Origin of the sequence: Caballeronia fortuita, assembly GCF_001544835.2 — a bacterium.
Lineage (GTDB): Bacteria > Pseudomonadota > Gammaproteobacteria > Burkholderiales > Burkholderiaceae > Caballeronia > Caballeronia fortuita.
Map to the genome: position 1 here is coordinate 827,501 of NZ_FCNX02000001.1, position 20,200 is coordinate 847,700.

Sequence of the window (20,200 nt, forward strand, 5' to 3'; positions counted from 1 at the left end):
ACCCGATGCGACGCGTCACTTCGGTATCATGGCGCGACTCCCGCATTCGTTGCCGATGCGCCGCTTTTCCGGCGCCGGCTTACTTTTTGAGGAAAGATTTTTGGACACGTTGCTGCAATTCCTGGGACTCATCCTTCACATCGACAAGTCGCTCGGTGTCTTCATCCAGAATTACGGCGCCTGGGTCTACGCGGTGTTGTTCCTGATCGTGTTCTGCGAAACCGGGCTCGTCGTGTTTCCGTTCCTGCCGGGCGATTCGCTGCTGTTCATCGGCGGCGCGTTCGCGGCATCGCACGAGATGGACCTGTTCGCGCTGATCGTGCTCCTGCTCATCGCGGCGGTGACCGGCAACACGGTGAATTACTGGATCGGCCGCGCCATCGGACCAAAAGTCTTCGACACGAACATTCCCGTGCTCGAACGCTTTCTCGACCGCGCCGCGCTGCAAAAGACCCACAACTTCTATGACAAGCACGGCGGCAAGACCATCGTGATCGCGCGTTTCGTGCCGGTGGTGCGGACGTTCGCGCCGTTCGTCGCGGGCGTCTCGTCGATGAGTCACGCGCGCTTTCAGCTCTTCAATATCGTGGGCGCGCTGATCTGGGTGCTGCTGCTCGTGTTGCTCGGCTATTTCTTCGGCAACATTCCGTTCATCAAGCAGTATCTGAACGTGATCGTGCTGGTGGGAATCGGCGCCGCGATCGTGCCGGTCGCGCTTGGTGCGCTGTGGAAGATGAGCCGTCGGAATTCGAAGGCTTGAGGAAGGTCGTGCGCGAGGCCGTCGAATGCCGGCCTCGTCAACGCCGCCAGGGCGTTTATCCGCGCCGGAACAGGCGGATGATGAAAAGCAGCACGACCGCGCCGATCACTGCGGTAATCAGCGTGCCGAGGATGCCGCCCCCAAACGAGATGCCGAGCGTGCCGAAGATCCATCCGCCGATCACGCCGCCGACGATGCCGACCAAGATGTCGACGATCACGCCGAAGCCGCTGCCGTTCATGATGAGACCGGCGAGCCAGCCGGCCACGCCGCCGATAATCAGGCTGAGGATGATTCCATGTTGCATGATGTGCATGGACTGAGACTCCTGTGGAATTGAAGAAACGCGGGACGCAGGCGGAACCTGCATCCGGGCGCGGGCAATGTAGCGGAATTGAACGTGGCGGGGGGGCTGTGAACTGTCAAGGATTGTCGATGCCACCCGCTACCTATCGCCCACGCGACAGGCAACGCATGGCGAGAGCGGTTTCCGTCAAAAATTTAGAATGCCAAAGGGTTTGGCCGGGCTTTGACGGAGTGTGTCGTTTAGGTCACTGAGGCGAATTTGTTTCTGTAATGTTTTATGCTGGCGGAATTGTGGTTGTTCAGAATTTGAGAGTCGTGTGGGGCGGGCGGATGCGCGCCGTGGGAAAAGCCTCGGTTGCGCTGGCATTCGCGGGGCTGCTCTCCGGGTGTGGCATCCTCCGATGCGGCGGCACGGCGTTGTACGGCGTGGCGATCAGCGTCTGCGCGTAATAATCGAGCCGCGCGAGCGCGTGGCCGGCAAGTTGAAAAAGTTGAAGACGACAAGCATGGGAAAGCGGGTTGTGATGCACAAGGAAGTTTTCGGATCGAACGCGCGCGGGGCGATCGCGGGCTTGATGCTCGGCGCGGTAGCGGCGGCGGGGCTGACGGGATGTTCATCGACGCCGCGCACGCCCGCGCCGATCGTCGAAAGCTCGGCGATGAGCGCGCCGCCGGTCGTGCAAAGCAGCGCGCCTGCCGTGACGCCCGCGCCGGTCGTGCCGCTCGCGTCCGCGACGCCCGCGCCCGTCGAGGCGGGCTTCTATCGCGTTAAACCGGGCGACACGCTCTACGCCATCTCGCGCACCTTCAAACAGAAGCCGGCCGATCTGGCCAGGTGGAACACGCTGCCCGAGAGCAGGCAGGTGAACGTCGGACAGGTATTGCGCGTGGCGCCGCCGGGTGTGGCGACGACGGCGAGTTCCACGAGTTCCGCGAGTTCCACGAACGCCGGATCGAAGATGGCGCAGCCGCCGCTTTTGCCGACGCCGGAAAGCTCGGTCGCGCAGAAGCCTGTGGCCGAAAAGCCCGCCGCTCAAAGCGAAGAACATCAGCCGGCAGTCACCGCGAGCGCGGCCAAAGGCACGTTCGTGTGGCCCGTGCACGGCGATGTCGTGCGCAAGTTCGGCGCGAGCGGCAACAAGGGCATCGACATCGAAGGAAAGGTCGGGCAGCCGGTCAAGGCGGCGGCGTCGGGCAAGGTGGTGTACGCGGGCAGCGGCTTGCGTTCCTACGGGCGCATGATCATCGTCAAGCACAGCAACGACTATCTGACCGCCTATGCGTACAACGACAAACTGCTCGTGAAGGAGGGCGACACTGTGAAGCAGGGCGCCACGATCGCGGACATGGGCACGGGGCCGGGCGGCACACCGTCGCTGCATTTCGAAGTGAGAAAGTCGGGCGCGGCGGTCGATCCGGTGCCGCTGCTCGGCGCGGCGGGCGGCTGACGTCGCGCGCGGCAAGGGGATCGAAGGTGAAGAAGATCATGATCGCCGCGTTGATCGCGGCATCGTCGGCATCGATGCTTTCCGGCTGCGATCAGCAGCAGAGCGAGGATGCGATGAACAAGTTCAAGGCGTTTTTCAACGCGGTGAAGCCGGACAATCTGCTGCTCAAGAATCTGCAGCCCGGCGTGACGACCGAGGCGCAAATCCGCGACCAGATGGGCGAGCCCGAAACGGAGCGCACGTACACCGACGGCAGCAAGCGCCTCGAATATCCACGCGGGCCGGCGGGAACGACCACCTACATGGTCGATCTCGATGCGAGCGGCCGCTTCGTCTCCGTGACGCAGGCGCTCACCGCCGAGAACATCGCGAAGGTCCGTCCCGGCATGACGATGGACGAAGTCCGCCGCCTGCTCGGCAAGCCGACCGAGATCGCGGAGTATCGGCTGAAGAAGGAGCGCGTCTGGAGCTGGCACTGGCTGGAAGACGGCGTGAATCAGGACGCGATGTTCAACGCGCACTTCGGACCGGACGGCGTCGTCGTGACGACTTCGCGCTCCGAAGCGATTCGCGGCGGCCAGCGCTAATTTTCCGCGCACGAAGAAGATGAGCGATCTGGCTGTCTCCAACACGCGCGTTCGTCTGATGGACGAAGCGTCGAATTTTCGCGAACTGGCAAGGCGCAATCCCGCCGAAGCGACGATATCCCGTTGGGATTGCGACCGCGGTCATCGCTGGGACAAGACGCTCGACCTCGCGCGGAACGTTCGCTGCATGAACTGCGCGGCCGAGCGCCGCGAGCTGGAAACGAATCGTCTGCGTGAAATCGCGAGCGTGCGCGGCGGCGCGCTGCTTTCGCGCCACTATGTCGATGCCACGACGCCCTTGCAGTGGCAATGCGCCTACGGCCACGAGTGGGAAGCGCGGCCTGATGTAGTGGCGCGTCACTGGTGCGCCGATTGCGCGCGCACGGTGTTCGCAGGCATCCGCTAACTCGCGGTTTGCGCGCGCAAAAGAAAAAAGCCGGCGAATGCCGGCTTTTGAGCTTCTTTGTCGGGGCGCTGGCCTCTTTCGCCTGCGACTCGCCGCACCGTTGGCAAAAACTCGCGCTTTGCTTTTTTATTCTTGCGCTTTGCTTTTACCCACGGCCGGATCGAGTGCCGCCCATCCTGTTCGTCGGTCTCTCAGCGCGTTATGTTGCTTCCCCCCGTGCGCTGGAATAAGTGTTGCAAAACGCGATTCCTAAGAATGTACGCTCGCAAACACACTCATTCATTGATAAGCGCATTACGGGAAAGCCCGATTCCCCCGCGATTTCTTACTCCGCCGACGCCACCGCCTGAGCGCGCCCGACGCCCGAGCGCATGTTCGCCGCGACGAGCGATTGCGTGACCATGCGCGCTTCGGCTTGCGCGATGTGTTCGAGCGTCGCGTCTTCGAGCTGCATCGCGAAGACGTCGAGGCCGGCGCACAGTCGCGCGTGTTCGTCGGCGCCGAGCGACCAGACTGCTTCAGCCGAATGCCGCGCGTCCAGTTCGACGAGCGCCTCGTGCGCGGACGTGATGTCGTCCTCGCACTCCGGCGCGTGGCCGAGCTGGCACAACTCTTCGGCGACCAGCATGTGACGGCACAGCGTCATGAATAGCGGCTGCGAGCCGTGTCCGCGATAGAACGCGTCGAGCGCGACGTAGCAGCGCAGCAGCATCGCGTCGATCATCGGTTCGCGCGCGGCGCGGCTGTAGGTCAGCGCCCGCAGCAGCGGAGACATCGCAGGACGGGTGGATTTCATGTTCGTCGATTTCTTCTTCACGGCAGCTCCCGAAAGAGTGAATTGCGCGGGCCGCGCGGATCGCCGCGCCGGGTCCTCGATGCGCTGGATGCGTCTGGCGTTGAAAGCATCATCGCACCGCAAAATTAGCTGTTTCTTAAGGCGCGCGCCGCTCGCTCACGCGGGCGTCAACGTTTCCCCGGACACGTGCACCCTCTGTCCGACCGCGACGCCCGGCGCGGCTTCGTAGTTGAAACTGCGCACGCTGCCGTCGTTCATGCGGACCTGCACCTGATATGTCGTCGACTTGTGAACGACGTGCTCGATCTGATTGCCTGCCAGCCCGCCGCCGATTGCGCCGATGATCGTCGCCGCCGTCCGTCCGCGGCCATTGCCGATCTGCGTGCCCGCGAGCCCGCCGACCACCGCGCCGCCGATCGCGCCGAGGCCCGTCGTCGGCTGCGCGGTCTGCACCGCGTTGACGGCGGTGACTTCGCCGGCGTACGGATCGTAGGCGGGCGCGGGAGGCTGCGCGTACGACGTGCTCTCCTGCGACGGCGCGGGCTTGCGCACCGGCGTCGGATGATGCCCGCGCACCGCGCGCGGCACCGATGCGGCGGGCTGCGTTGCGGGCTGCGTTGCGGGCTGTGACGCCGACTGTGAAGCCTGAGCGACGTGCGCGGGCGCGACGGTCCCAGCGGTTTGCGCATCGACGAGCGGCGCCGCGGTGACGTTCGCGGCGCTCGCTTTCGACGACGGCAGCAAGCCCGTCATCGCGGCGATGCCTGTTCCGCACGCAAGGATGACCGACACGGCGGCTGCCGCGACGAGCGGATGGATGCGCGACGGCTTCGGTTGAATCTCGTGAATCTCGGATGCGGCGTTCATGGCAGCGACTCCTGTGGGTGCCTGCCAGCTATAACGCCGTGCAGCGGCGGCGGTGGACGCGATTGCTGTGACATTTGTAAGCAAAAGTCGCGGCGCGCGGTGGAGCAGGATCGGCTAGGGTGAATACATATGTTGCGTTAATTTTGTCGATGGCAACATATGTATCATCACACACGAAAAATGAGGTCTACATGAAATCCACGTCGCTGCTTGCGCCGGCGGTCGCTTTCGCCGCCTTTGCCACGCTATCGCTCGTGACGGGCGCAAGCCACGCCCAGGACGGCCAGCCGACGCTCGCCAAGGTGCAGAGAGTCAACCTCATCGCGATCGGGCATCGCGAGACGTCCGTGCCGTTCTCGTACGTCGATGCGAACAACGACGTCATCGGCTTTTCGCAGGACTTGTGCAACAAGGTGATCGACGCGGTCAAGACGAAGACGAAGCATCCGGATTTACGCGTGCGCTTCATTCCGGTGACGTCGCAGAACCGCATTTCGCTCGTGCAGAACGGCACGGTCGATCTCGAATGCGGCGTGACGACGAACCTGGCGTCGCGACAGAATCAGGTTGCGTTTTCGGACACATTCTTTGTTGCAACGACGCGTCTGCTCACGAAGAAGGATTCCGGCATCAAGGACTTTCCCGATCTCGCGGGCAAGACCGTCGTGACGAATCAGGGCACGACGTCCGAGCGCATTCTTCGCAAGATGAACGAAGAGAAGAAGATGAACATGAGCATCATCAGCGCGAAGGACTACGGCGAAGGGCGCGCCACGCTCGAAACCGGGCGCGCGGTCGCCTACATGATGGACGACGTGCTGCTCGCGGGCACGCGCTCGCTGACCGCGAAACCGTCGGACTGGGTGCTGGTCGGCACGCCGCAGTCGTCGGAGGCATACGGATTCATGATGCGCAAGAACGACCCCGAGTTCAAAAAGCTCGTCGACGACGCGATGAGCCAGGTCTTGAAGGGCCCCGAGATCAAGACGATGTACGACAAGTGGTTCATGAAGCCGGTGCCGCCGAAGAACATCAACTTCGACTTCCCGATGAGCGAAACGATGCAGAAGCTCTATGCCGAGCCGAACGACAAGGCGTTCGAGTAAGGTTCACTCCGCGAAGGGCAGTGAACGCTGCCCTTCTGCGCGCATGTCGAAGGTGTTGAGCGTCATTGCGACGAGCGCGTAATAACCCAGCAAGCCGACGAGATTCACCACGACCGTATGACCGAAGCGCGCGACGGCGGCATCGTACGTCGCATCGCTGACGCGCTTCGTGTCGTAAAGCTCGGTGGCGAAATCGAAGATGAGCTTGTCGTCGGCATCGGCGAAAGCGGGCGTCGTTCCACTGCGCAGCGCTTCGGCGAGATCGGCTGGCAGGCCGGCTTCGAGCGCGATCGGATGATGGATGTGCCATTCCGCCTGCGAGCGCCAGCGCGCCGCCGTCACCAGAATCGCAAGTTCGGAGAGGCGCAGCGGCAGGCCGGTGTTGTAGCGGCAGAACGCGCCGAGTCTCTGCGCATGTTGCGCGAGTTCCGGGCTGAAGATCCAGCCGAGAAACGGCCCGTTGAGATTGCCGCGCGGGCCGCTCAGGATGTCCTGCAAGACGGCTTTCTGTTCGTCGGATGCGGTGGCGATCTGGAAGTCGGGAAGTCGTTTGTTCATGATTCGATCGATGTTCGTGGGGAGTTCGTGAGGCCGCGTTCGATGCGTCGCGCGGCCGCGAAACACGCGGCTTCATCGAACGATGCGCCGATGATCTGCACGCCGAGCGGCATATGACCTTCGCGCAGCACGGGCGCGGTGACGACAGGCAGCCCTGCAAAGGATACCGGCTGAGTCAGCATGCCGAGATGCTTCGCGGGTTCGAATTCGCGATCGCCGATCATGATCGTCGAGTCGGTGAATCGCGGCGCGGCGAAGGGCGTGCACGGCGCGAGCAGCACGTCGAAGTCGGCGAAAAGCCGCGACATGCGCGCGTGGAAGCGCCGCTGATAATGCAACGCGCGGGCGTACCACGCAGCGGGACCCAATGCGCCCGCGAGCAGGCGCGTGCGCAGGCGGGCTGAAACGTCTTCGTCCGGCGCGCCGAGCAGGTTCGCGTGCGCAGCCGCGACTTCGACGTTCGATATGATCGTCGCCGCGCCGCGCACGAGCTGCATTTCGTCGTCGGGCATGTCGATCGATGCATGCGGCCCGATCAGCGCGGCGACTCGAAGCACCGCCTCCCACGCCTGCCGCGACGCGTTCGCTTCGAAATAGCCGCTCAATACGCCGACGCGCAAGCTGCGTTCGCGCACGGCAGACGCATCGCCACTGAGCGCATCGTGAAACGCCGCGAGATCGCCGGCGTCGTTTGCAAAGCCGCCGATGCAATCCAGCGAATTCGCATAGGGAAGCACGCCTTGCCGCGACAGCCTGCCGAACGTTGGCTTGATGCTCCACACGCCGCACAGCGCGGCGGGCGCGCGAATGGAGCCGTTGGTGTCGCTGCCGAGTGCGAGCGGCACGCATCGCGCGGCGACGGCGGCGGCTGACCCGCCGGATGATCCGCCCGTCATGCAATCGGTGTCGTGCGGATTGCGCACCGCGCCGAAATGCGGATTCTCGCCGGTCGCGCCGCACGCGAGTTCATCCATGTGCGTCGTGCCGACGAGCACCGCGCCCGCGCGCTTCAGTCGCGCGATGGCGTCGGCGTCGCGGGCGGCGGCGGGTGCGTTGAGCCGCGCGCGCGAACCGGCGATCGTCGCGTGGGCTTCGATATCGAAGAGACTTTTGGCGGCGAACGGCACGCCGGCGAGCGGCCCCGGATCGGTGCCTTGCGCCACGAGCGCGTCGATACGCGCGGCCTGAGCGAGCGCATCGTCGATGAAAACGTGATGGAACGCGTTGAGCACGGCGTTCTCGCGCGCGATGTCGGCGAGCGCTTCACGCGTCGCGTCGGTGGCCGAACGCTTTCGCGCGCGCACGTCCGCCGCGATATCAAGCGCGCGCTTCATCGTCGCCGGGTTCCGCTTCGTCGAGCGCGGCGGCGAGTTGCCGCGCGCTTGCATGCATCGAATCGAGCAAGGCGGCGACGCCGGGCAGCAACGCGTCGGGCACCGCGATGCCGAGCGATGCCGACCACGCCTCGATCGCGGCGTCGTTCATGCCGCTTTCACGCCGACGATGCCGAGCGCGCCGTCGATCGCATCGGACAGGCGTTCGACGATCGTCTCGATCTGCGCGCTCGTCGTGATGAACGGCGGCGCGATGAGCACGTGATCGCCGACGCGGCCATCGACGGTGCCGCCCATCGGATACACCATGAGCCCGCGCTTCATCGCCTCGCTCTTGATGAGCGCGTGCAGCTTGTGGTTCGGATCGAACGGCGTCTTGCTCGCGCGATCCTGCACCAGTTCGACGCCGGTGAAGAGGCCGCGCCCGCGCACGTCGCCGATATACGGATGATTCGCGTGCCGCTCGCGCAGAAGCGCGCGCAACTGCTCGCCGCGCGCCTTCACGTTGTCGAGCAGACTTTCTTCGGCGATGACCTTCTGCACTTCGAGCGCCGCCGCGCACGCCGTCGCATGACCGATGTACGTGTGGCCGTGCTGAAAGAACCCCGAGCCGCCGACAATCGTGTCGAAGATCGCGTTGCTGACGAGCGTCGCGCCGATCGGCTGGTAGCCCGCGCCGAGACCTTTCGCGATGGCGAGAATATCGGGCGACACGCCGTCTTCCTCGCACGCGAACAGGTGCCCCGTGCGGCCCATGCCCGACATCACTTCGTCGAGAATCAGCAGCACGCCGTACTTGTCGCAGACCGCGCGGATCTTGCGGAAATAGTCGCGCACCGGCGGCACCGCGCCCGCCGTCGCGCCGACGACCGTCTCCGCGACGAACGCCGCCACCGATTCCGCGCCGAGTTCCAGAATCTTCGCCTCGAGTTCGTCGGCGAGACGCTGCGCGAAGGCTTCGTCGGTTTCGCCCGCCTGCTGCTCGCGATACGCGAAGCAGGGCGAGACATGATGCGCTTCGATCAGGATCGGCAGAAACGGCTCGCGGCGCCATGCGTTGCCGCCGATCGCGAGCGCGCCGAGCGTGTTGCCGTGATAGCTCTGGCGGCGCGCGATGAAATGCCGGCGTTCGGGCTGACCTTTCTCGACGAAATACTGGCGCGCGAGCTTGAGCGCCGCTTCCATCGCTTCCGAGCCGCCCGAGACGAAATAGACGTGACCGAGATTCTTCGGCGCGGCATCGATCAGCAGATCGGCGAGCGCTTCGGCGGGCTCGGTCGTGAAGAACGACGTGTGCGCGTAGGGCAGTTGCTGCACTTGCCGCTGAATCGCTTCGATCACGCGCGGATGACTGTGCCCGAGGCACGAGACGGCCGCGCCGCCGCATGCGTCGATGTAGCGCTTGCCGGTCGAATCGACGATCTCGATGCCGTCGCCGCGCACGGCGGTGGGCAACTTGGCGCGCGGCGCGCGATGAAATACCGTGGTCATGGTTCCTGCCTTTGCGAAGTGCGTGCGCAACACGCGATGCGTGATTCTAACTCGACAACAACATATGTTGTCAACGAGGCGCTGCTTTGATGTAACGCGCCGGAATCGCGAGGATCAGGAGGGCGGCAAGAAAGAGCGTGCCCGCGAGCAGCGCGACGCCGGCGGTCGTGCTGCCTGTCAGTTGCTTGAGCACGCCCATGATCGACGGCCCGACGAAGCCCGCGACCGCAGCGCCGATATTCACGAGGCCCGCGCCGCCCGCCGCCGCCGTGCCCGCGAGAATCCGCGAGGGCAAGCTCCAGAACATCGCGAGTGTGCTCATGATGCCCGCGACGGCAACCGTTAAACACGCGACGGCGGCCACCGGCGCGCCCGACGCCGCCACGCTGCCGATCAGCGCGGCGCCGCCGATGAACACCGGCAGTGCCGTGTGCCAGCGCCGCTCGCGCGTCTTCACGGAATGCTGCGCGTTGAGCACCATCGCGGCGGCGGCGACGAGATACGGAATCGCGCTCACCACGCCGATTTCGAAGTTGCTGAGATGGCCGAGCGCCTTGACCATCGTCGGCATCCAGAAGACGAGGCCGTAGTTGCCGACGTTATAGAGGAACGAGATCGCGCAGAGCAGCCAGAGCGTCGGCTCCTTCAGCGCGGGCAGAAGCGCCTGCTTCTTGTCGGACGATTCGCGTGCGAGCTCGCTTTTCACGATCGCAAGTTCGTCGCGCGAGAGCCACATCGCATCGTCGATGCGGTCGACGACCATCGCGAAGAGCACGAAGCCGAGCACGACGGCGGGCAGGCCTTCGATCAGGAACATCCACTGCCAGCCGTTCATGCCCCATCCGCCGTGCGTCGCGTCCATGATCCAGCCCGACAGCGGCCCGCCGATGATGACGCCGAGCGGCATCGCGAGAAACAGCAGCGACATCACCTTGCTCAGCCGGTACGACGGAAACCACAGACTGAAGTACGCGATGACCGCCGGGAAGAAGCTCGCTTCGGTCAGGCCGAGCAGAAAGCGCAACGCATAGAACGTGGTCTGGTTGCGCGTCGCGAGTGTCGCGATGGAGACGATGCCCCACGCGATCAGCGAGCCGCCGAGACACGCGCGCACGCCGACGCGCTTCACGAGATAACCGGCGGGCACCTGCAGCAGCAGATAGCCGATGAAGAACAGCCCCGCGCCGACGCCGTATGCCGCTTCGGTGAGGCTCAGGTCGCTCATCATCTGCAGCTTGGCGAAGCCGACGTTCACGCGATCCAGATAGCCGAAGAAGTAGCACAGGAGGATGATCGGAATGACGCGCTGCGTCACCTTGCGATAGACGGCGTCGGCCGACGGCGCGGCTTGCGCGGCGGATTGCGGCGTTGCTTGATGAGGAGTGGCCATGTCGGTCCCTGATCGGCTGAGGTCGTTAGCGGGGAATGCGGCGCAGCGCGCGTCCCGGCCGCGCGCCGGTCGGCTCGCCCCGCGCGAGCACGGGCACGCCGTTGACGATCACGTGTTCGATGCCCAGCGGCGCGAGCTTCGGCTGATCGAACGTCGCGCGGTCGATGACTTCGTCGGCGTCGAACACGACGAGGTCGGCGTAGTGGCCTTCGACGACGTGTCCGCGCCCGTCGATGCCGAATTGCTCGGCCGTGAGTCCGGTCATCTTGCGCACGGCGGTTTCGAGCGGAAAGAGCTTCAGTTCGCGCGAGTAATGGCCGAGCACGCGCGGAAAGGTGCCCCACAGACGCGGGTGCGGCGCGGTGTCGTTGGGCAGGCCGTCGGAGCCGACCATCGTTTTCTCGTGACGGAAGATGCGGCGCACGTCGTTCTCGTCCATCACGAAGTAGATCGCGCCGGCGGGTTTCAAGTCGTCGATGGCAGCTTCGATCGAACCGTCGTAGAGCGGCAGGATGTCCGCGAAGTCCTTGCCCGCGAGCTCGGGACGCTTCGTCGACCACGCGAGCATCACGCGCGACGACTGGCGGATGCGGTCCGCGCGCAGCATCGTCGAGGTCGCGGGATATGGATGGCAGTCGAGGCAAAGCGGCTGCTGCGCGCTCTGGGCGTCGATGAGCGCGAGCGTTTCGGCGGAGCGCCCGTGATTCTCCTTGCCCGCGACCTTGTGATGCGAGAGCACGAGATTCGCGCCGACCGCGCGCCCGATGGCGAACGCTTCTTCCATCGACGCAACGATGTCCTTCGTTTCATCGCGCAAATGTGTGGCGAAGACGCCAGGATGACGTTTGAGCGGCGCGCATACGTCGATCAGTTCCTGCGTGCTCGCCGCCGCCGCCGGCGGATAGAACGTGCCGGACGACACGCCGAACGCGCCGGCTTGCAGCGCTTCTTCGACATCGGCGGCCATGCGCGCGCGTTCGTGCGCGGTCGCCTCGCGCGCGAGGTCGTTCATGTGCCGCACGCGCAGCGTCGAATGACCGACGAGCGCCGCGACGTTCACGGCGGCGGGTGCGCGGTCGAGCGCGTCGAGGTAGGCGGCGAAAGTGTCGTAGGCGAAGCGCTCGGGCGGGCCGAGCAGATCGAGCGGCTGCGGAACCGCGTCGGCGGAAAGCGGCGCGAGGCTGATCCCGCAGTTGCCCGCGATCACTGTCGTCACGCCTTGCACGACTTTCGGCGTGACGTCGGGATGCGTGAGCACGAAGGCGTCGTCGTGCGTGTGGCTGTCGATGAAACCGGGCGCGACGATCTTGCCCGCCGCGTCGATCGTGCTGTCCGCGCTCGCCGCCGACAGATCGCCGATCGCGGCGATGCGCTCGCCGTTCACGCCGACATCGGCGGCGAAGCGCGCGCAACCGGTGCCGTCTATGATTTCGCCGTTGCGAATGATCAATTGGAAGTGCATGAGCTTTGCCCCGCTGGGTGATGACTTTTTGTTTCAGTCACAATGCTCATCGCACAAAATACGCGCGTCCAATGCCGGTATTTCAGGGATTCATGCGGAACGGTTATGAAAGTCGAGAACTCGGAACTCGAGGCGTTCGTCGCGGTGGCGGAGCTTGGCAGCTTCCAGAAGGCCGCCGACAAGCTGCATCTCACGCAGCCGGGGCTGTCGCGGCGCATTCAGAAGCTCGAGCAGGCGCTCGGCGTCGAACTGTTTCACCGGACGACGCGCAGCGTCGCGCTGACGGGCGTCGGCCGCCAGTTTCTGCCGATGGCGCGCCAGCAGATTTCGCAGCTCGGCACGATGTTGTCGTCGATTCGGGAGATCGCCGAGAAGCGCTTCGGCAAGGTGCGGCTCGCGAGCATTCCGACCGTGGTCAATCGCGTGCTGCCCGACGTGCTGCGGCGCTACGCGGAGAAATATCCGCAAGTGGGCGTGCAGATTTTCGACGGCAATCACGACTTCGTGCTCGGGCAGGTGCGCGCGGGACTCGCCGAGTTCGGCATCAGTCTCGATCCGGGCGACGACGAAGACCTCGTGTTCGAGCCCTTGCTGGCCGATCGATACGTGCTCGCGGTGCATCGGGAACATGAGTGGGCGGCGCGCGAGAGCGTGTCGCTGCGTGATCTGCGGGACGCGCGGCTCGTCATCGGCGGGCGCGACAGCGGCAACCGGCTGCTGCTCGAACTGCTGCTCGGGCACGAGTCGATCAGCCTGCGATGGTTCTACGAAGTCGAGCACATCTCGTGCGTAGTGGCGCTCGTCGATGCGGGGCTTGGCTGCGCAATCGTGCCGTCGCTCGCGGTGTCGGCGCACTTCGCGCCGAACATCCGGACGGTGCCGATAGGCAGCCCGGAGGTGCGGCGCTCGATCGGCATCGTGAAGCATCGGCATGTGTCGATGTCGTCCATCGCCGCCGAGCTTTGCGAACTGCTGAAGGCGTCGATCGGCTAGTTCGCCGCGTAGGCGCCGTGCGAGTGCAGCGCGGCTTCGGCTTGTTCGAGATTTGCGATCGCGTCCTTGCCTTCGAGCGCGAGCAGATGCGCGACGAGCATTTCCGCGAGCGCCGATGCCGCGACGAGCGACGGAAAGAACGACGGCGATTCGTGCGAGAAGATGAGCGTGTGATCGGCGTTGAGCGCGATGGGCGACACGGCGCTATCGGTGAGCGCGATGAGTTTCGCGCCGCGCTCGATCGCCGCCTGAGCGACGCGCACGGCTTCGACGGAATACGGCGCGAAACTGACGACGGCGACGGCGTGCTTTTTTTCGATGCCGCGCAACTGCATTTCGAGCGTGCCGGCTTCGCCGCTGACGAGACTCACCGACGAACGGAAAAGCCGATACCCGTAAAGCAGGCTGAACGCGACCGGATAGCACGACCGGAAGCCCGCGACATGCACATGCGGCGCTTTCTTCAAGGTCTTCGCCGTTTCGACGACGCTCGCCGCGTTCTGAGCAAGCGTGAGTTCGAGATTGTGCGATTGCGCTTGCGCGAGATCGCGGCTCAGGTGATTGTCGGCGCCGCCTTTGACGAGTGAGCGGGCGCGGGTCGTCAGCGGTTCGGGGCGCGTGCGCACGCGGCTCACGAAGATTTCGCGCAACTCGCTCCAGCCGGGAAAGCCGAGTTGCTGTGAGAGACGGACCATCGCGGCGGGCTGGACCTGGGCGCGTTCGGCGACCTTGCGCATCGAGAGGACGGCGACTTCGTCGGGATAATCGAGAAGGAAGGCGGCGCCGGCCTGGAATTGCGGGCTGAGATCGGGGAAGCGCTCGCGGATGGTCGCGGCGAGTTGGTCGAAGGTGGGCACGTTCTGGATGCTGGAGGAAGCGACGCGCTATTTAAGCATGAGCGCGGCGAGGAGGGCGGCCGCGCGCGGAAAACAAAAAAGCCGCTGTTCGTGAGAACAGCGGCTTTTTCTTGCAACTGGTGGCGAATCAGGGACTCGAACCCCGGACCTGCGGATTATGATTCCGTCGCTCTAACCAACTGAGCTAATTCGCCGAAAGAAACGAGATTATGGCGAGCGTCTTGCAGGCTGTCAACCCCTTCCGCGCGTTTTGTTGAAAGAACCGCGCGGAAGGCCGGCCGCCTCGATCAATCCTCGTGATAGACGTTCGACTTGCGCGTGTCTTTCACGAACAGCATGCCGATCACGAAGGTAATCAGCGCGATCACGATCGGATACCACAGTCCCGAGTAGATATCGCCCTTGGCCGCGACGATCGCGAACGCCGTGGCCGGCAGGAAGCCGCCGAACCAGCCATTGCCGATGTGATACGGCAGCGACATCGACGTATAGCGGATGCGCGCCGGGAACATCTCGACGAGCATCGCCGCGATCGGGCCGTAGACCATCGTCACGAAGATCACGAGAATCGTCAGCACTACGATCGCCATCGGCCAGTTGATCAGCGCCGGATCGGCCTTCGCCGGATAGCCCGCGCTCTTCAGCGTGCCGGCGAGCGTCTTGTCGAACGCCGCGCCTTGCGCCTTCGCGTCGGCCGCCTTGCCGTCGTACGTGTTCACCACCGTTTCGCCGACCTTGATCTGCGCGAGCGTGCCCGCCGGCGCCGCCACGTTCTCGTAGTTGAGACCTGCCTTCGACAGCGCGCTCTTCGCGATATCGCACGAACTCGTGAACTTCGACGTGCCCACCGGGTTGAACTGGAACGAGCACTCGTCCGGATTCGCGATCACGACGATCGGCGACTTCTGCGTCGCGGCTTCGAGCGTCGGGTTCGTGTAGTGCGCGAGCGCCTTGAAGAGCGGGAAGAACGAGAGCGCGGCGATCAGGCAGCCCGCCATGATGATCGGCTTGCGGCCGATGCGATCCGACAGCGACCCGAAGAACACGAAGAACGGCGTGCCGATCAGAAGCGCCACCGCGACCATGATGTTCGCGCTGGTGCCGTCCACCTTGAGCGTCTGCGTGAGGAAGAAGAGCGAGTAGAACTGGCCCGTGTACCACACGACCGCCTGGCCCGCCGTCAGACCGAAGAGCGCGAGCAGCACGATCTTCAGGTTCTTCCACTCGCCGAACGCTTCCGTGAGCGGCGCCTTCGAAGTCTTGCCTTCGGCCTTGATGCGCTCGAACACCGGCGATTCGTGCAGCTTCATGCGAATCCACACGGACACGGCAAGCAGCAGGATCGACACGAGGAACGGAATGCGCCAGCCCCACGCGCCGAACTGCTCCTCGCCCATGATCGTGCGCACCGCGAGAATCACGATCAGCGAGATGAAGAGGCCGAGCGTCGCCGTGGTCTGGATCCACGCCGTCCACGCGCCGCGCTTGTTCGACGGCGCATGCTCCGCAACATACGTCGCCGCGCCGCCGTACTCGCCGCCGAGCGCGAGACCTTGCAGCAGACGCATCGCGATGAAGATGATCGGCGCCGCGATGCCTATCGTCGCGTAACCGGGCAGGAAGCCGATCAGAAACGTCGACAGACCCATGATGACGATGGTCACGAGGAACGTGTACTTGCGCCCGACCATGTCGCCGAGACGCCCGAACACGATCGCGCCGAACGGACGCACAGCGAAGCCCGCCGCGAAACCGAGCAAGGTGAAGATGAAACCGGCTGTCGGGTTGACGCCCGAGAAGAACGTCTTGCTGATATAGACGGCGAGCGAGCCCGCCAGATAGAAGTCATACCACTCGAACACCGTGCCGAGCGACGAGGCGAAGATGACTTTCTTCTCCTCCGCCGTCATCGGTGCGTGCGACACGCGCCCCTCAACCGTAGCCATGTATCGTCTCCTGATTTGATTTTCGAATACATCGGTCCGCGATTAGGCGGCTCCCGGTGCAAGCATTATTGGAACGAAAACTTACGGCGTTCTGACGCGGCCTGGCCCGGCGCGCGGAACCTGCAAAAAACCGATCTGCGCGAAATTCATAGACATTTGATGCGAACGGTCGTTTAAGTTCTTTCAATGCCGCGCTATTTCCGCGCGAGTTGCGAATTTGCGGCGCGTGCGCTCAGGGTTTGTCCCGGGCAGGAAAAACCCGCTGAAGACTGACCCTGACGAGTGTTCCCGCAAGACGCGGGCTTTCCTGATACACATGATCCTCGATGGCGAGCGCGCCGCCGTGCATCGCCGCGATCTCCTTGACGATGGCAAGCCCGAGGCCGCTGCCGTCGCCCTCGCGCCCGAGAATGCGATAGAAGCGCTCGACCACGCGCTCGCGCTCCGCCGCGGGAATGCCGAGGCCGGTGTCTTCCACTTCGAGATGCACGAGATCGAGATCGTCGTCGTCGGTCCGCACGCGCACGGTGATGCGCCCGCCGGCGGGCGTGTAGCGGATCGCGTTGTCGATCAGGTTCGAGAGCATCTCGCGCAGCATCACGACATTGCCTTCCACTTCGACCGGAAACGGCGGCTCCTCGTAACCGAGGTCCATGCCTTTGGCGAGCGCGGCCTGCACCCAGTCGCGCACAGCGAGCCGCGCGAGATCGGTGAGCACGATGCGCGTGAAAATCTGCCCCGTCGCGCGGTTCTCGGCGCGCGCGAGCGCGAGCAGTTGCGTGACGAGGCGCGCCGCGTGTTCCGAACTCATCGCGATCTGTTCGAGCGAGCGCTGCACTTCCGTCGATACATCCTGCCGCATCGCCAGTTCCGCCTGCATGCGCAAGCCGGCAAGCGGCGTCTTCATCTGATGCGCGGCATCGGCGATGAAGCGTTTCTGGAACTCCATGTTCTGTTCGAGACGCGTGAGCAGATCGTTGAACGACGCGACGAGCGGCGCGATCTCCGGCGGCGCGCTGCCCGCCTGCAGCGGCGAGAGATCGTCGGGGCGGCGCGCGCGGATGTTCGACTGCAGCGCGTGCAGCGGCGCGAGCCCGCGCGAAAGCCCGAACCACACGAGGATGATCGCGAGCGGCAGGATCACGAACTGCGGCAGGATCACGCCCTTGATGATGTCGTTGGCGAGCTGGCTGCGCTTGTCGAGCGTCTCGGCGACCTGCACGAGCACCGGCTGCGCGCTTTCGGAATCGCGGCCGGGCGCGAGGCCGGGCAGATCGACCGTTGTGTACGCGACGCGAATGTCGTTGCCGCGCAGCACGTCGTCGCGAAATTCGACGATGCCCGGCTGCGGGCGGTCGTCGTCGTGCGGCAACGGCATGTCGCGGTCGCCACCGACGAGTTCGCCGCGCGTGCCGAGCACCTGAAAGAAGACGCTGTCGACGTTGTCGGCGCGCAGGAAATCGCGCGTCGCGTCGGGCAGGCGCAGCTCCGCGATGCCGTTCACCGGCTGGATCTGGCGCGCGAGCACGTAGGCGTCGGCCTCGAGCGCGCGGTCGAACGGACCGTTCGCGATCGACTTCGCGACGAGATACGTGACCGCGATGCTCATCGGCCAGAGCAAGAGCAGCGGCGCGAGCATCCAGTCGAGAATCTCGCCGAAAAGCGAGCGCGGATGCGTCTCGGTGTCCGGTTCGAGTTGATCGGGCGGCGCGAACGGATTGGCGTAGCTCGCGTCGCGCCGCGCGTCGGAATCGTCGCTCGCAAAGGCGTTGCGCCGGGTTTCGTCGGAAACGTGCGACGCCATGCGGCCTACTTATAGTGATGGCTGGCGGATTCGCCGGCGTGCTGGGCAGCGGCGCCGTTCGTCGCGGCGACCGCTTTCTCCAGCGTGTAGCCGAGGCCGCGCACCGTGATGATCTTCGCGCCGCTCGGCTCGATCTTTTTGCGGAGCCGATGCACGTAGACCTCGATCGCGTTATTGCTGACTTCCTCGCCCCATTCACACAGATGGTTGACGAGCTGCTCCTTCGACACGAGCCGGCCGGTGCGCTGGAGCAGCACCTCGAGCACGCCGAGCTCGCGCGCGGAAAGATCGATGACCTGATCGCCGATCGTCGCGATTCGCCCGACCTGATCGAACGAAAGCGAGCCGTGCTTCACGACGGTCGGGCCGCCGCCCGCACCGCGCCGCGTGAGCGCCCGCACGCGCGCCTCGAGCTCGTTGAGCGCGAAGGGCTTGGCCATATAGTCATCGGCGCCGAGATCGAGGCCTTTCACGCGTTCGTCGACGGAATCGGCGGCGGTAAGGATGAGCACGGGCATCTGCGAATTGCGCGCGCGCAGGCGGCGCAGCACTTCGAGACCGGGCATCAGCGGCAGGCCGAGATCGAGGATCAGGAGGTCAAAGGTCTGCAGGGAAAGAGCGGTGTCCGCCTCGACGCCATGCTTCACATGGTCGACGGCGTATCCCGATTGGCGGAGTGATCGGACGAGGCCGTCCGCGAGTATGCTGTCGTCTTCGGCAATGAGGATTCGCATCGTCGTGTGCGCCTTTGTACGCCATGCATGCGCGATGAAGCGCATCGGCATTGCCGGCACCGTGTGTCGCCCGGCGCGGCGGTCTCCAGGTGTTCGTGGTTTTTGCGTGCGAGCGCGACGTGGAAAAAAAGCTGCGCCACGGCGCGACATGCTTGCAAAAACTACTGTTTTTTTATACAGTGTCTGCGTGAGTGGGAAAGGCGGTTTCGTATGCTCGATCGAGCAGCGGAAAACCCCGTGAACACTGCCTCAGACGCCGTTCATCATAGCAAAGGACGATTCATGGAAGAAAGCAAGAAAGGCCCGGCTGGCATGACTGCGGAGAAGAGCAAGGCCCTGGCTGCCGCGCTCTCGCAGATCGAAAAGCAATTCGGCAAAGGGTCGATCATGCGGCTCGGCGCAGGTGAGGCGGTCGAAGACATTCAAGTGGTCTCCACCGGTTCGCTCGGACTGGACATCGCGCTCGGCGTCGGCGGCTTGCCGCGCGGCCGTGTCGTGGAAATCTACGGTCCGGAATCGTCGGGCAAGACCACGCTCACGCTGCAGGTGATCGCGGAGATGCAGAAGCTCGGCGGCACGGCGGCGTTCATCGACGCGGAACACGCGCTCGACGTGCAGTACGCGGGCAAGCTCGGCGTGAACGTGCCCGAACTGCTGATCTCGCAGCCGGACACGGGCGAGCAGGCGCTCGAAATCGCGGACGCGCTGGTGCGTTCGGGTTCCATCGACATGATCGTGATCGACTCCGTGGCGGCGCTCGTGCCGAAGGCGGAAATCGAAGGCGAAATGGGCGACTCGCTGCCGGGTCTGCAAGCGCGTCTAATGTCGCAGGCGCTGCGCAAGCTCACCGGCACGATCAAGCGCACGAACTGCCTCGTCATCTTCATCAACCAGATCCGCATGAAGATCGGCGTGATGTTCGGCAATCCGGAAACCACCACGGGCGGTAACGCGCTGAAGTTCTATTCGTCGGTGCGTCTGGACATTCGCCGTATCGGTTCGATCAAGAAGAACGACGAAGTCATCGGCAACGAGACGCGCGTGAAGGTCGTGAAGAACAAGGTGTCGCCGCCGTTCCGCGAAGCCATCTTCGACATCCTGTATGGCGAAGGCATCTCGCGTCAGGGCGAAATCATCGACCTGGGCGTGCAGGCCAAGCTGATCGACAAAGCGGGCGCCTGGTACAGCTACAACGGCGATCGCATCGGTCAAGGCAAGGACAACGCGCGCGAATTCCTGCGCGAGAATCCTGACATTGCGCGTGAGATCGAAAACAAGATCCGCGAATCGCTGGGTGTGGCCGCAATGGGTGAAGTCGTAGCCGCAGGCGCCGCAACGGCCGACGGCGAGTAAGC

Annotated in this window: 20 protein-coding genes and 1 tRNA gene; 7 read left to right on the forward strand and 14 right to left on the reverse strand. The window is 64.5% G+C overall.

What is annotated here, in order from left to right; genetic code table 11:
- Window positions 1-100: 100 nt before the first annotated feature.
- Window positions 101-760, forward strand: a complete 660-nt coding sequence (locus AWB77_RS03865; protein WP_061133165.1) for a DedA family protein — start codon at window positions 101-103, stop codon at window positions 758-760.
- Window positions 761-815: 55 nt separating this feature from the next.
- On the opposite strand, the gene AWB77_RS03870 is transcribed toward AWB77_RS03865, so the two are convergent.
- A complete protein-coding gene (locus AWB77_RS03870; protein WP_061133166.1) occupies window positions 816-1,067 on the reverse strand; it encodes a GlsB/YeaQ/YmgE family stress response membrane protein in 252 nt (83 codons plus the stop codon).
- Between the two features lie 505 nt (window positions 1,068-1,572).
- Here AWB77_RS03870 and AWB77_RS03875 point away from each other — a divergent pair.
- From AWB77_RS03875 to AWB77_RS03885, 3 genes are read left to right on the forward strand one after another with little or no spacing between them, the layout of a single operon-like run.
- Complete coding sequence (locus AWB77_RS03875) at window positions 1,573-2,514, forward strand: peptidoglycan DD-metalloendopeptidase family protein (protein WP_063936476.1); 942 nt, start codon at window positions 1,573-1,575, stop codon at window positions 2,512-2,514.
- A 38-nt stretch (window positions 2,515-2,552) separates the two neighbouring features.
- Entirely contained in the window at window positions 2,553-3,101 is a 549-nt protein-coding gene (gene bamE / locus AWB77_RS03880; RefSeq protein ID WP_061133168.1) for an outer membrane protein assembly factor BamE domain-containing protein, read from the forward strand.
- 19 nt (window positions 3,102-3,120) lie between these two features.
- Window positions 3,121-3,507, forward strand: coding sequence for a hypothetical protein (locus AWB77_RS03885; protein ID WP_061133011.1), 387 nt, complete (start codon window positions 3,121-3,123; stop codon window positions 3,505-3,507).
- Between the two features lie 325 nt (window positions 3,508-3,832).
- Here the strand turns inward: AWB77_RS03885 and AWB77_RS03890 are convergent, their stop codons facing one another.
- Window positions 3,833-4,324, reverse strand: a complete 492-nt coding sequence (locus AWB77_RS03890; protein WP_082852565.1) for a hypothetical protein — start codon at window positions 4,322-4,324, stop codon at window positions 3,833-3,835.
- Window positions 4,325-4,459: 135 nt separating this feature from the next.
- Window positions 4,460-5,170 carry a glycine zipper 2TM domain-containing protein gene (locus AWB77_RS03895; RefSeq protein ID WP_061133012.1) on the reverse strand — a complete coding sequence of 237 codons (711 nt, stop codon included), beginning with the start codon at window positions 5,168-5,170 and terminating at the stop codon, window positions 4,460-4,462.
- 191 nt (window positions 5,171-5,361) lie between these two features.
- On the opposite strand from AWB77_RS03895, the gene AWB77_RS03900 reads away from it, so the two are divergent.
- Window positions 5,362-6,276, forward strand: a complete 915-nt coding sequence (locus tag AWB77_RS03900) for a glutamate/aspartate ABC transporter substrate-binding protein (RefSeq protein ID WP_061133013.1) — start codon at window positions 5,362-5,364, stop codon at window positions 6,274-6,276.
- Between the two features lie 3 nt (window positions 6,277-6,279).
- Here AWB77_RS03900 and AWB77_RS03905 read toward each other — a convergent pair whose 3' ends face one another.
- The 6 genes from AWB77_RS03905 to AWB77_RS03925 form a co-directional block, all read right to left on the reverse strand.
- On the reverse strand, window positions 6,280-6,834 hold the full coding sequence (locus AWB77_RS03905) for a carboxymuconolactone decarboxylase family protein (protein WP_061133014.1): 555 nt from the start codon (window positions 6,832-6,834) through the stop codon (window positions 6,280-6,282).
- Entirely contained in the window at window positions 6,831-8,168 is a 1,338-nt protein-coding gene (locus AWB77_RS03910; RefSeq protein WP_061133015.1) for an AtzE family amidohydrolase, read from the reverse strand. The genes AWB77_RS03905 and AWB77_RS03910 overlap by 4 nt, the downstream gene beginning before the upstream one ends.
- On the reverse strand, window positions 8,152-8,319 hold the full coding sequence (locus AWB77_RS35580; RefSeq protein ID WP_157694741.1) for a hypothetical protein: 168 nt from the start codon (window positions 8,317-8,319) through the stop codon (window positions 8,152-8,154). The genes AWB77_RS03910 and AWB77_RS35580 overlap by 17 nt, the downstream gene beginning before the upstream one ends.
- The gene (locus AWB77_RS03915) at window positions 8,316-9,659 is read right to left on the reverse strand and encodes an aspartate aminotransferase family protein (protein WP_061133016.1); all 1,344 of its coding nucleotides are present in this window, start codon (window positions 9,657-9,659) and stop codon (window positions 8,316-8,318) included. The genes AWB77_RS35580 and AWB77_RS03915 overlap by 4 nt, the downstream gene beginning before the upstream one ends.
- Before the next feature lie 70 nt (window positions 9,660-9,729).
- Entirely contained in the window at window positions 9,730-11,049 is a 1,320-nt protein-coding gene (locus AWB77_RS03920) for an MFS transporter (RefSeq protein WP_061133017.1), read from the reverse strand.
- 25 nt (window positions 11,050-11,074) lie between these two features.
- Window positions 11,075-12,511, reverse strand: coding sequence for an N-acyl-D-amino-acid deacylase family protein (locus AWB77_RS03925; protein ID WP_061133018.1), 1,437 nt, complete (start codon window positions 12,509-12,511; stop codon window positions 11,075-11,077).
- Window positions 12,512-12,616: 105 nt separating this feature from the next.
- Between AWB77_RS03925 and AWB77_RS03930 the strand changes: the two genes are divergently transcribed.
- Window positions 12,617-13,504, forward strand: a complete 888-nt coding sequence (locus AWB77_RS03930; protein WP_061133019.1) for a LysR family transcriptional regulator — start codon at window positions 12,617-12,619, stop codon at window positions 13,502-13,504.
- Here the strand turns inward: AWB77_RS03930 and AWB77_RS03935 are convergent.
- The 5 genes from AWB77_RS03935 to AWB77_RS03955 all read right to left on the reverse strand — a co-directional run bounded on the left by AWB77_RS03935 (window position 13,501) and on the right by AWB77_RS03955 (window position 18,845).
- Window positions 13,501-14,361, reverse strand: coding sequence for a MurR/RpiR family transcriptional regulator (locus tag AWB77_RS03935; protein WP_061133020.1), 861 nt, complete (start codon window positions 14,359-14,361; stop codon window positions 13,501-13,503). The genes AWB77_RS03930 and AWB77_RS03935 overlap by 4 nt on opposite strands.
- Window positions 14,362-14,478: 117 nt before the next feature.
- A tRNA-Met gene (locus AWB77_RS03940) sits at window positions 14,479-14,555 on the reverse strand.
- Window positions 14,556-14,648: 93 nt separating this feature from the next.
- Entirely contained in the window at window positions 14,649-16,307 is a 1,659-nt protein-coding gene (locus AWB77_RS03945) for an MFS transporter (protein ID WP_061133021.1), read from the reverse strand.
- Between the two features lie 232 nt (window positions 16,308-16,539).
- Window positions 16,540-18,111 (reverse strand): sensor histidine kinase, encoded by a 1,572-nt coding sequence (locus AWB77_RS03950; protein ID WP_061133022.1) that lies wholly within the window; start codon window positions 18,109-18,111, stop codon window positions 16,540-16,542.
- A 5-nt stretch (window positions 18,112-18,116) separates the two neighbouring features.
- Window positions 18,117-18,845 carry a response regulator transcription factor gene (locus AWB77_RS03955; protein WP_061133170.1) on the reverse strand — a complete coding sequence of 243 codons (729 nt, stop codon included), beginning with the start codon at window positions 18,843-18,845 and terminating at the stop codon, window positions 18,117-18,119.
- A 282-nt stretch (window positions 18,846-19,127) separates the two neighbouring features.
- On the opposite strand from AWB77_RS03955, the gene recA reads away from it, so the two are divergent.
- The gene (gene recA, locus AWB77_RS03960) at window positions 19,128-20,198 is read left to right on the forward strand and encodes a recombinase RecA (RefSeq protein ID WP_061133023.1); all 1,071 of its coding nucleotides are present in this window, start codon (window positions 19,128-19,130) and stop codon (window positions 20,196-20,198) included.
- The last annotated feature ends 2 nt before the right edge of the window (window positions 20,199-20,200 follow it).

Coding starts and splice junctions, on each gene's coding strand:
- AWB77_RS03870 (WP_061133166.1), bottom strand. CDS start 1,067: ATGCAACATGGAATCATCCTCAGCCTGATTATCGGCGGCGTGGCCGGC.
- AWB77_RS03875 (WP_063936476.1), top strand. CDS start 1,573: ATGGGAAAGCGGGTTGTGATGCACAAGGAAGTTTTCGGATCGAACGCG.
- bamE (WP_061133168.1), top strand. CDS start 2,553: ATGATCGCCGCGTTGATCGCGGCATCGTCGGCATCGATGCTTTCCGGC.
- AWB77_RS03885 (WP_061133011.1), top strand. CDS start 3,121: ATGAGCGATCTGGCTGTCTCCAACACGCGCGTTCGTCTGATGGACGAA.
- AWB77_RS03895 (WP_061133012.1), bottom strand. CDS start 5,170: ATGAACGCCGCATCCGAGATTCACGAGATTCAACCGAAGCCGTCGCGC.
- AWB77_RS03900 (WP_061133013.1), top strand. CDS start 5,362: ATGAAATCCACGTCGCTGCTTGCGCCGGCGGTCGCTTTCGCCGCCTTT.
- AWB77_RS03905 (WP_061133014.1), bottom strand. CDS start 6,834: ATGAACAAACGACTTCCCGACTTCCAGATCGCCACCGCATCCGACGAA.
- AWB77_RS03910 (WP_061133015.1), bottom strand. CDS start 8,168: ATGAAGCGCGCGCTTGATATCGCGGCGGACGTGCGCGCGCGAAAGCGT.
- AWB77_RS35580 (WP_157694741.1), bottom strand. CDS start 8,319: ATGAACGACGCCGCGATCGAGGCGTGGTCGGCATCGCTCGGCATCGCG.
- AWB77_RS03915 (WP_061133016.1), bottom strand. CDS start 9,659: ATGACCACGGTATTTCATCGCGCGCCGCGCGCCAAGTTGCCCACCGCC.
- AWB77_RS03920 (WP_061133017.1), bottom strand. CDS start 11,049: ATGGCCACTCCTCATCAAGCAACGCCGCAATCCGCCGCGCAAGCCGCG.
- AWB77_RS03925 (WP_061133018.1), bottom strand. CDS start 12,511: ATGCACTTCCAATTGATCATTCGCAACGGCGAAATCATAGACGGCACC.
- AWB77_RS03930 (WP_061133019.1), top strand. CDS start 12,617: ATGAAAGTCGAGAACTCGGAACTCGAGGCGTTCGTCGCGGTGGCGGAG.
- AWB77_RS03945 (WP_061133021.1), bottom strand. CDS start 16,307: ATGGCTACGGTTGAGGGGCGCGTGTCGCACGCACCGATGACGGCGGAG.
- AWB77_RS03950 (WP_061133022.1), bottom strand. CDS start 18,111: ATGGCGTCGCACGTTTCCGACGAAACCCGGCGCAACGCCTTTGCGAGC.
- AWB77_RS03955 (WP_061133170.1), bottom strand. CDS start 18,845: ATGCGAATCCTCATTGCCGAAGACGACAGCATACTCGCGGACGGCCTC.
- recA (WP_061133023.1), top strand. CDS start 19,128: ATGGAAGAAAGCAAGAAAGGCCCGGCTGGCATGACTGCGGAGAAGAGC.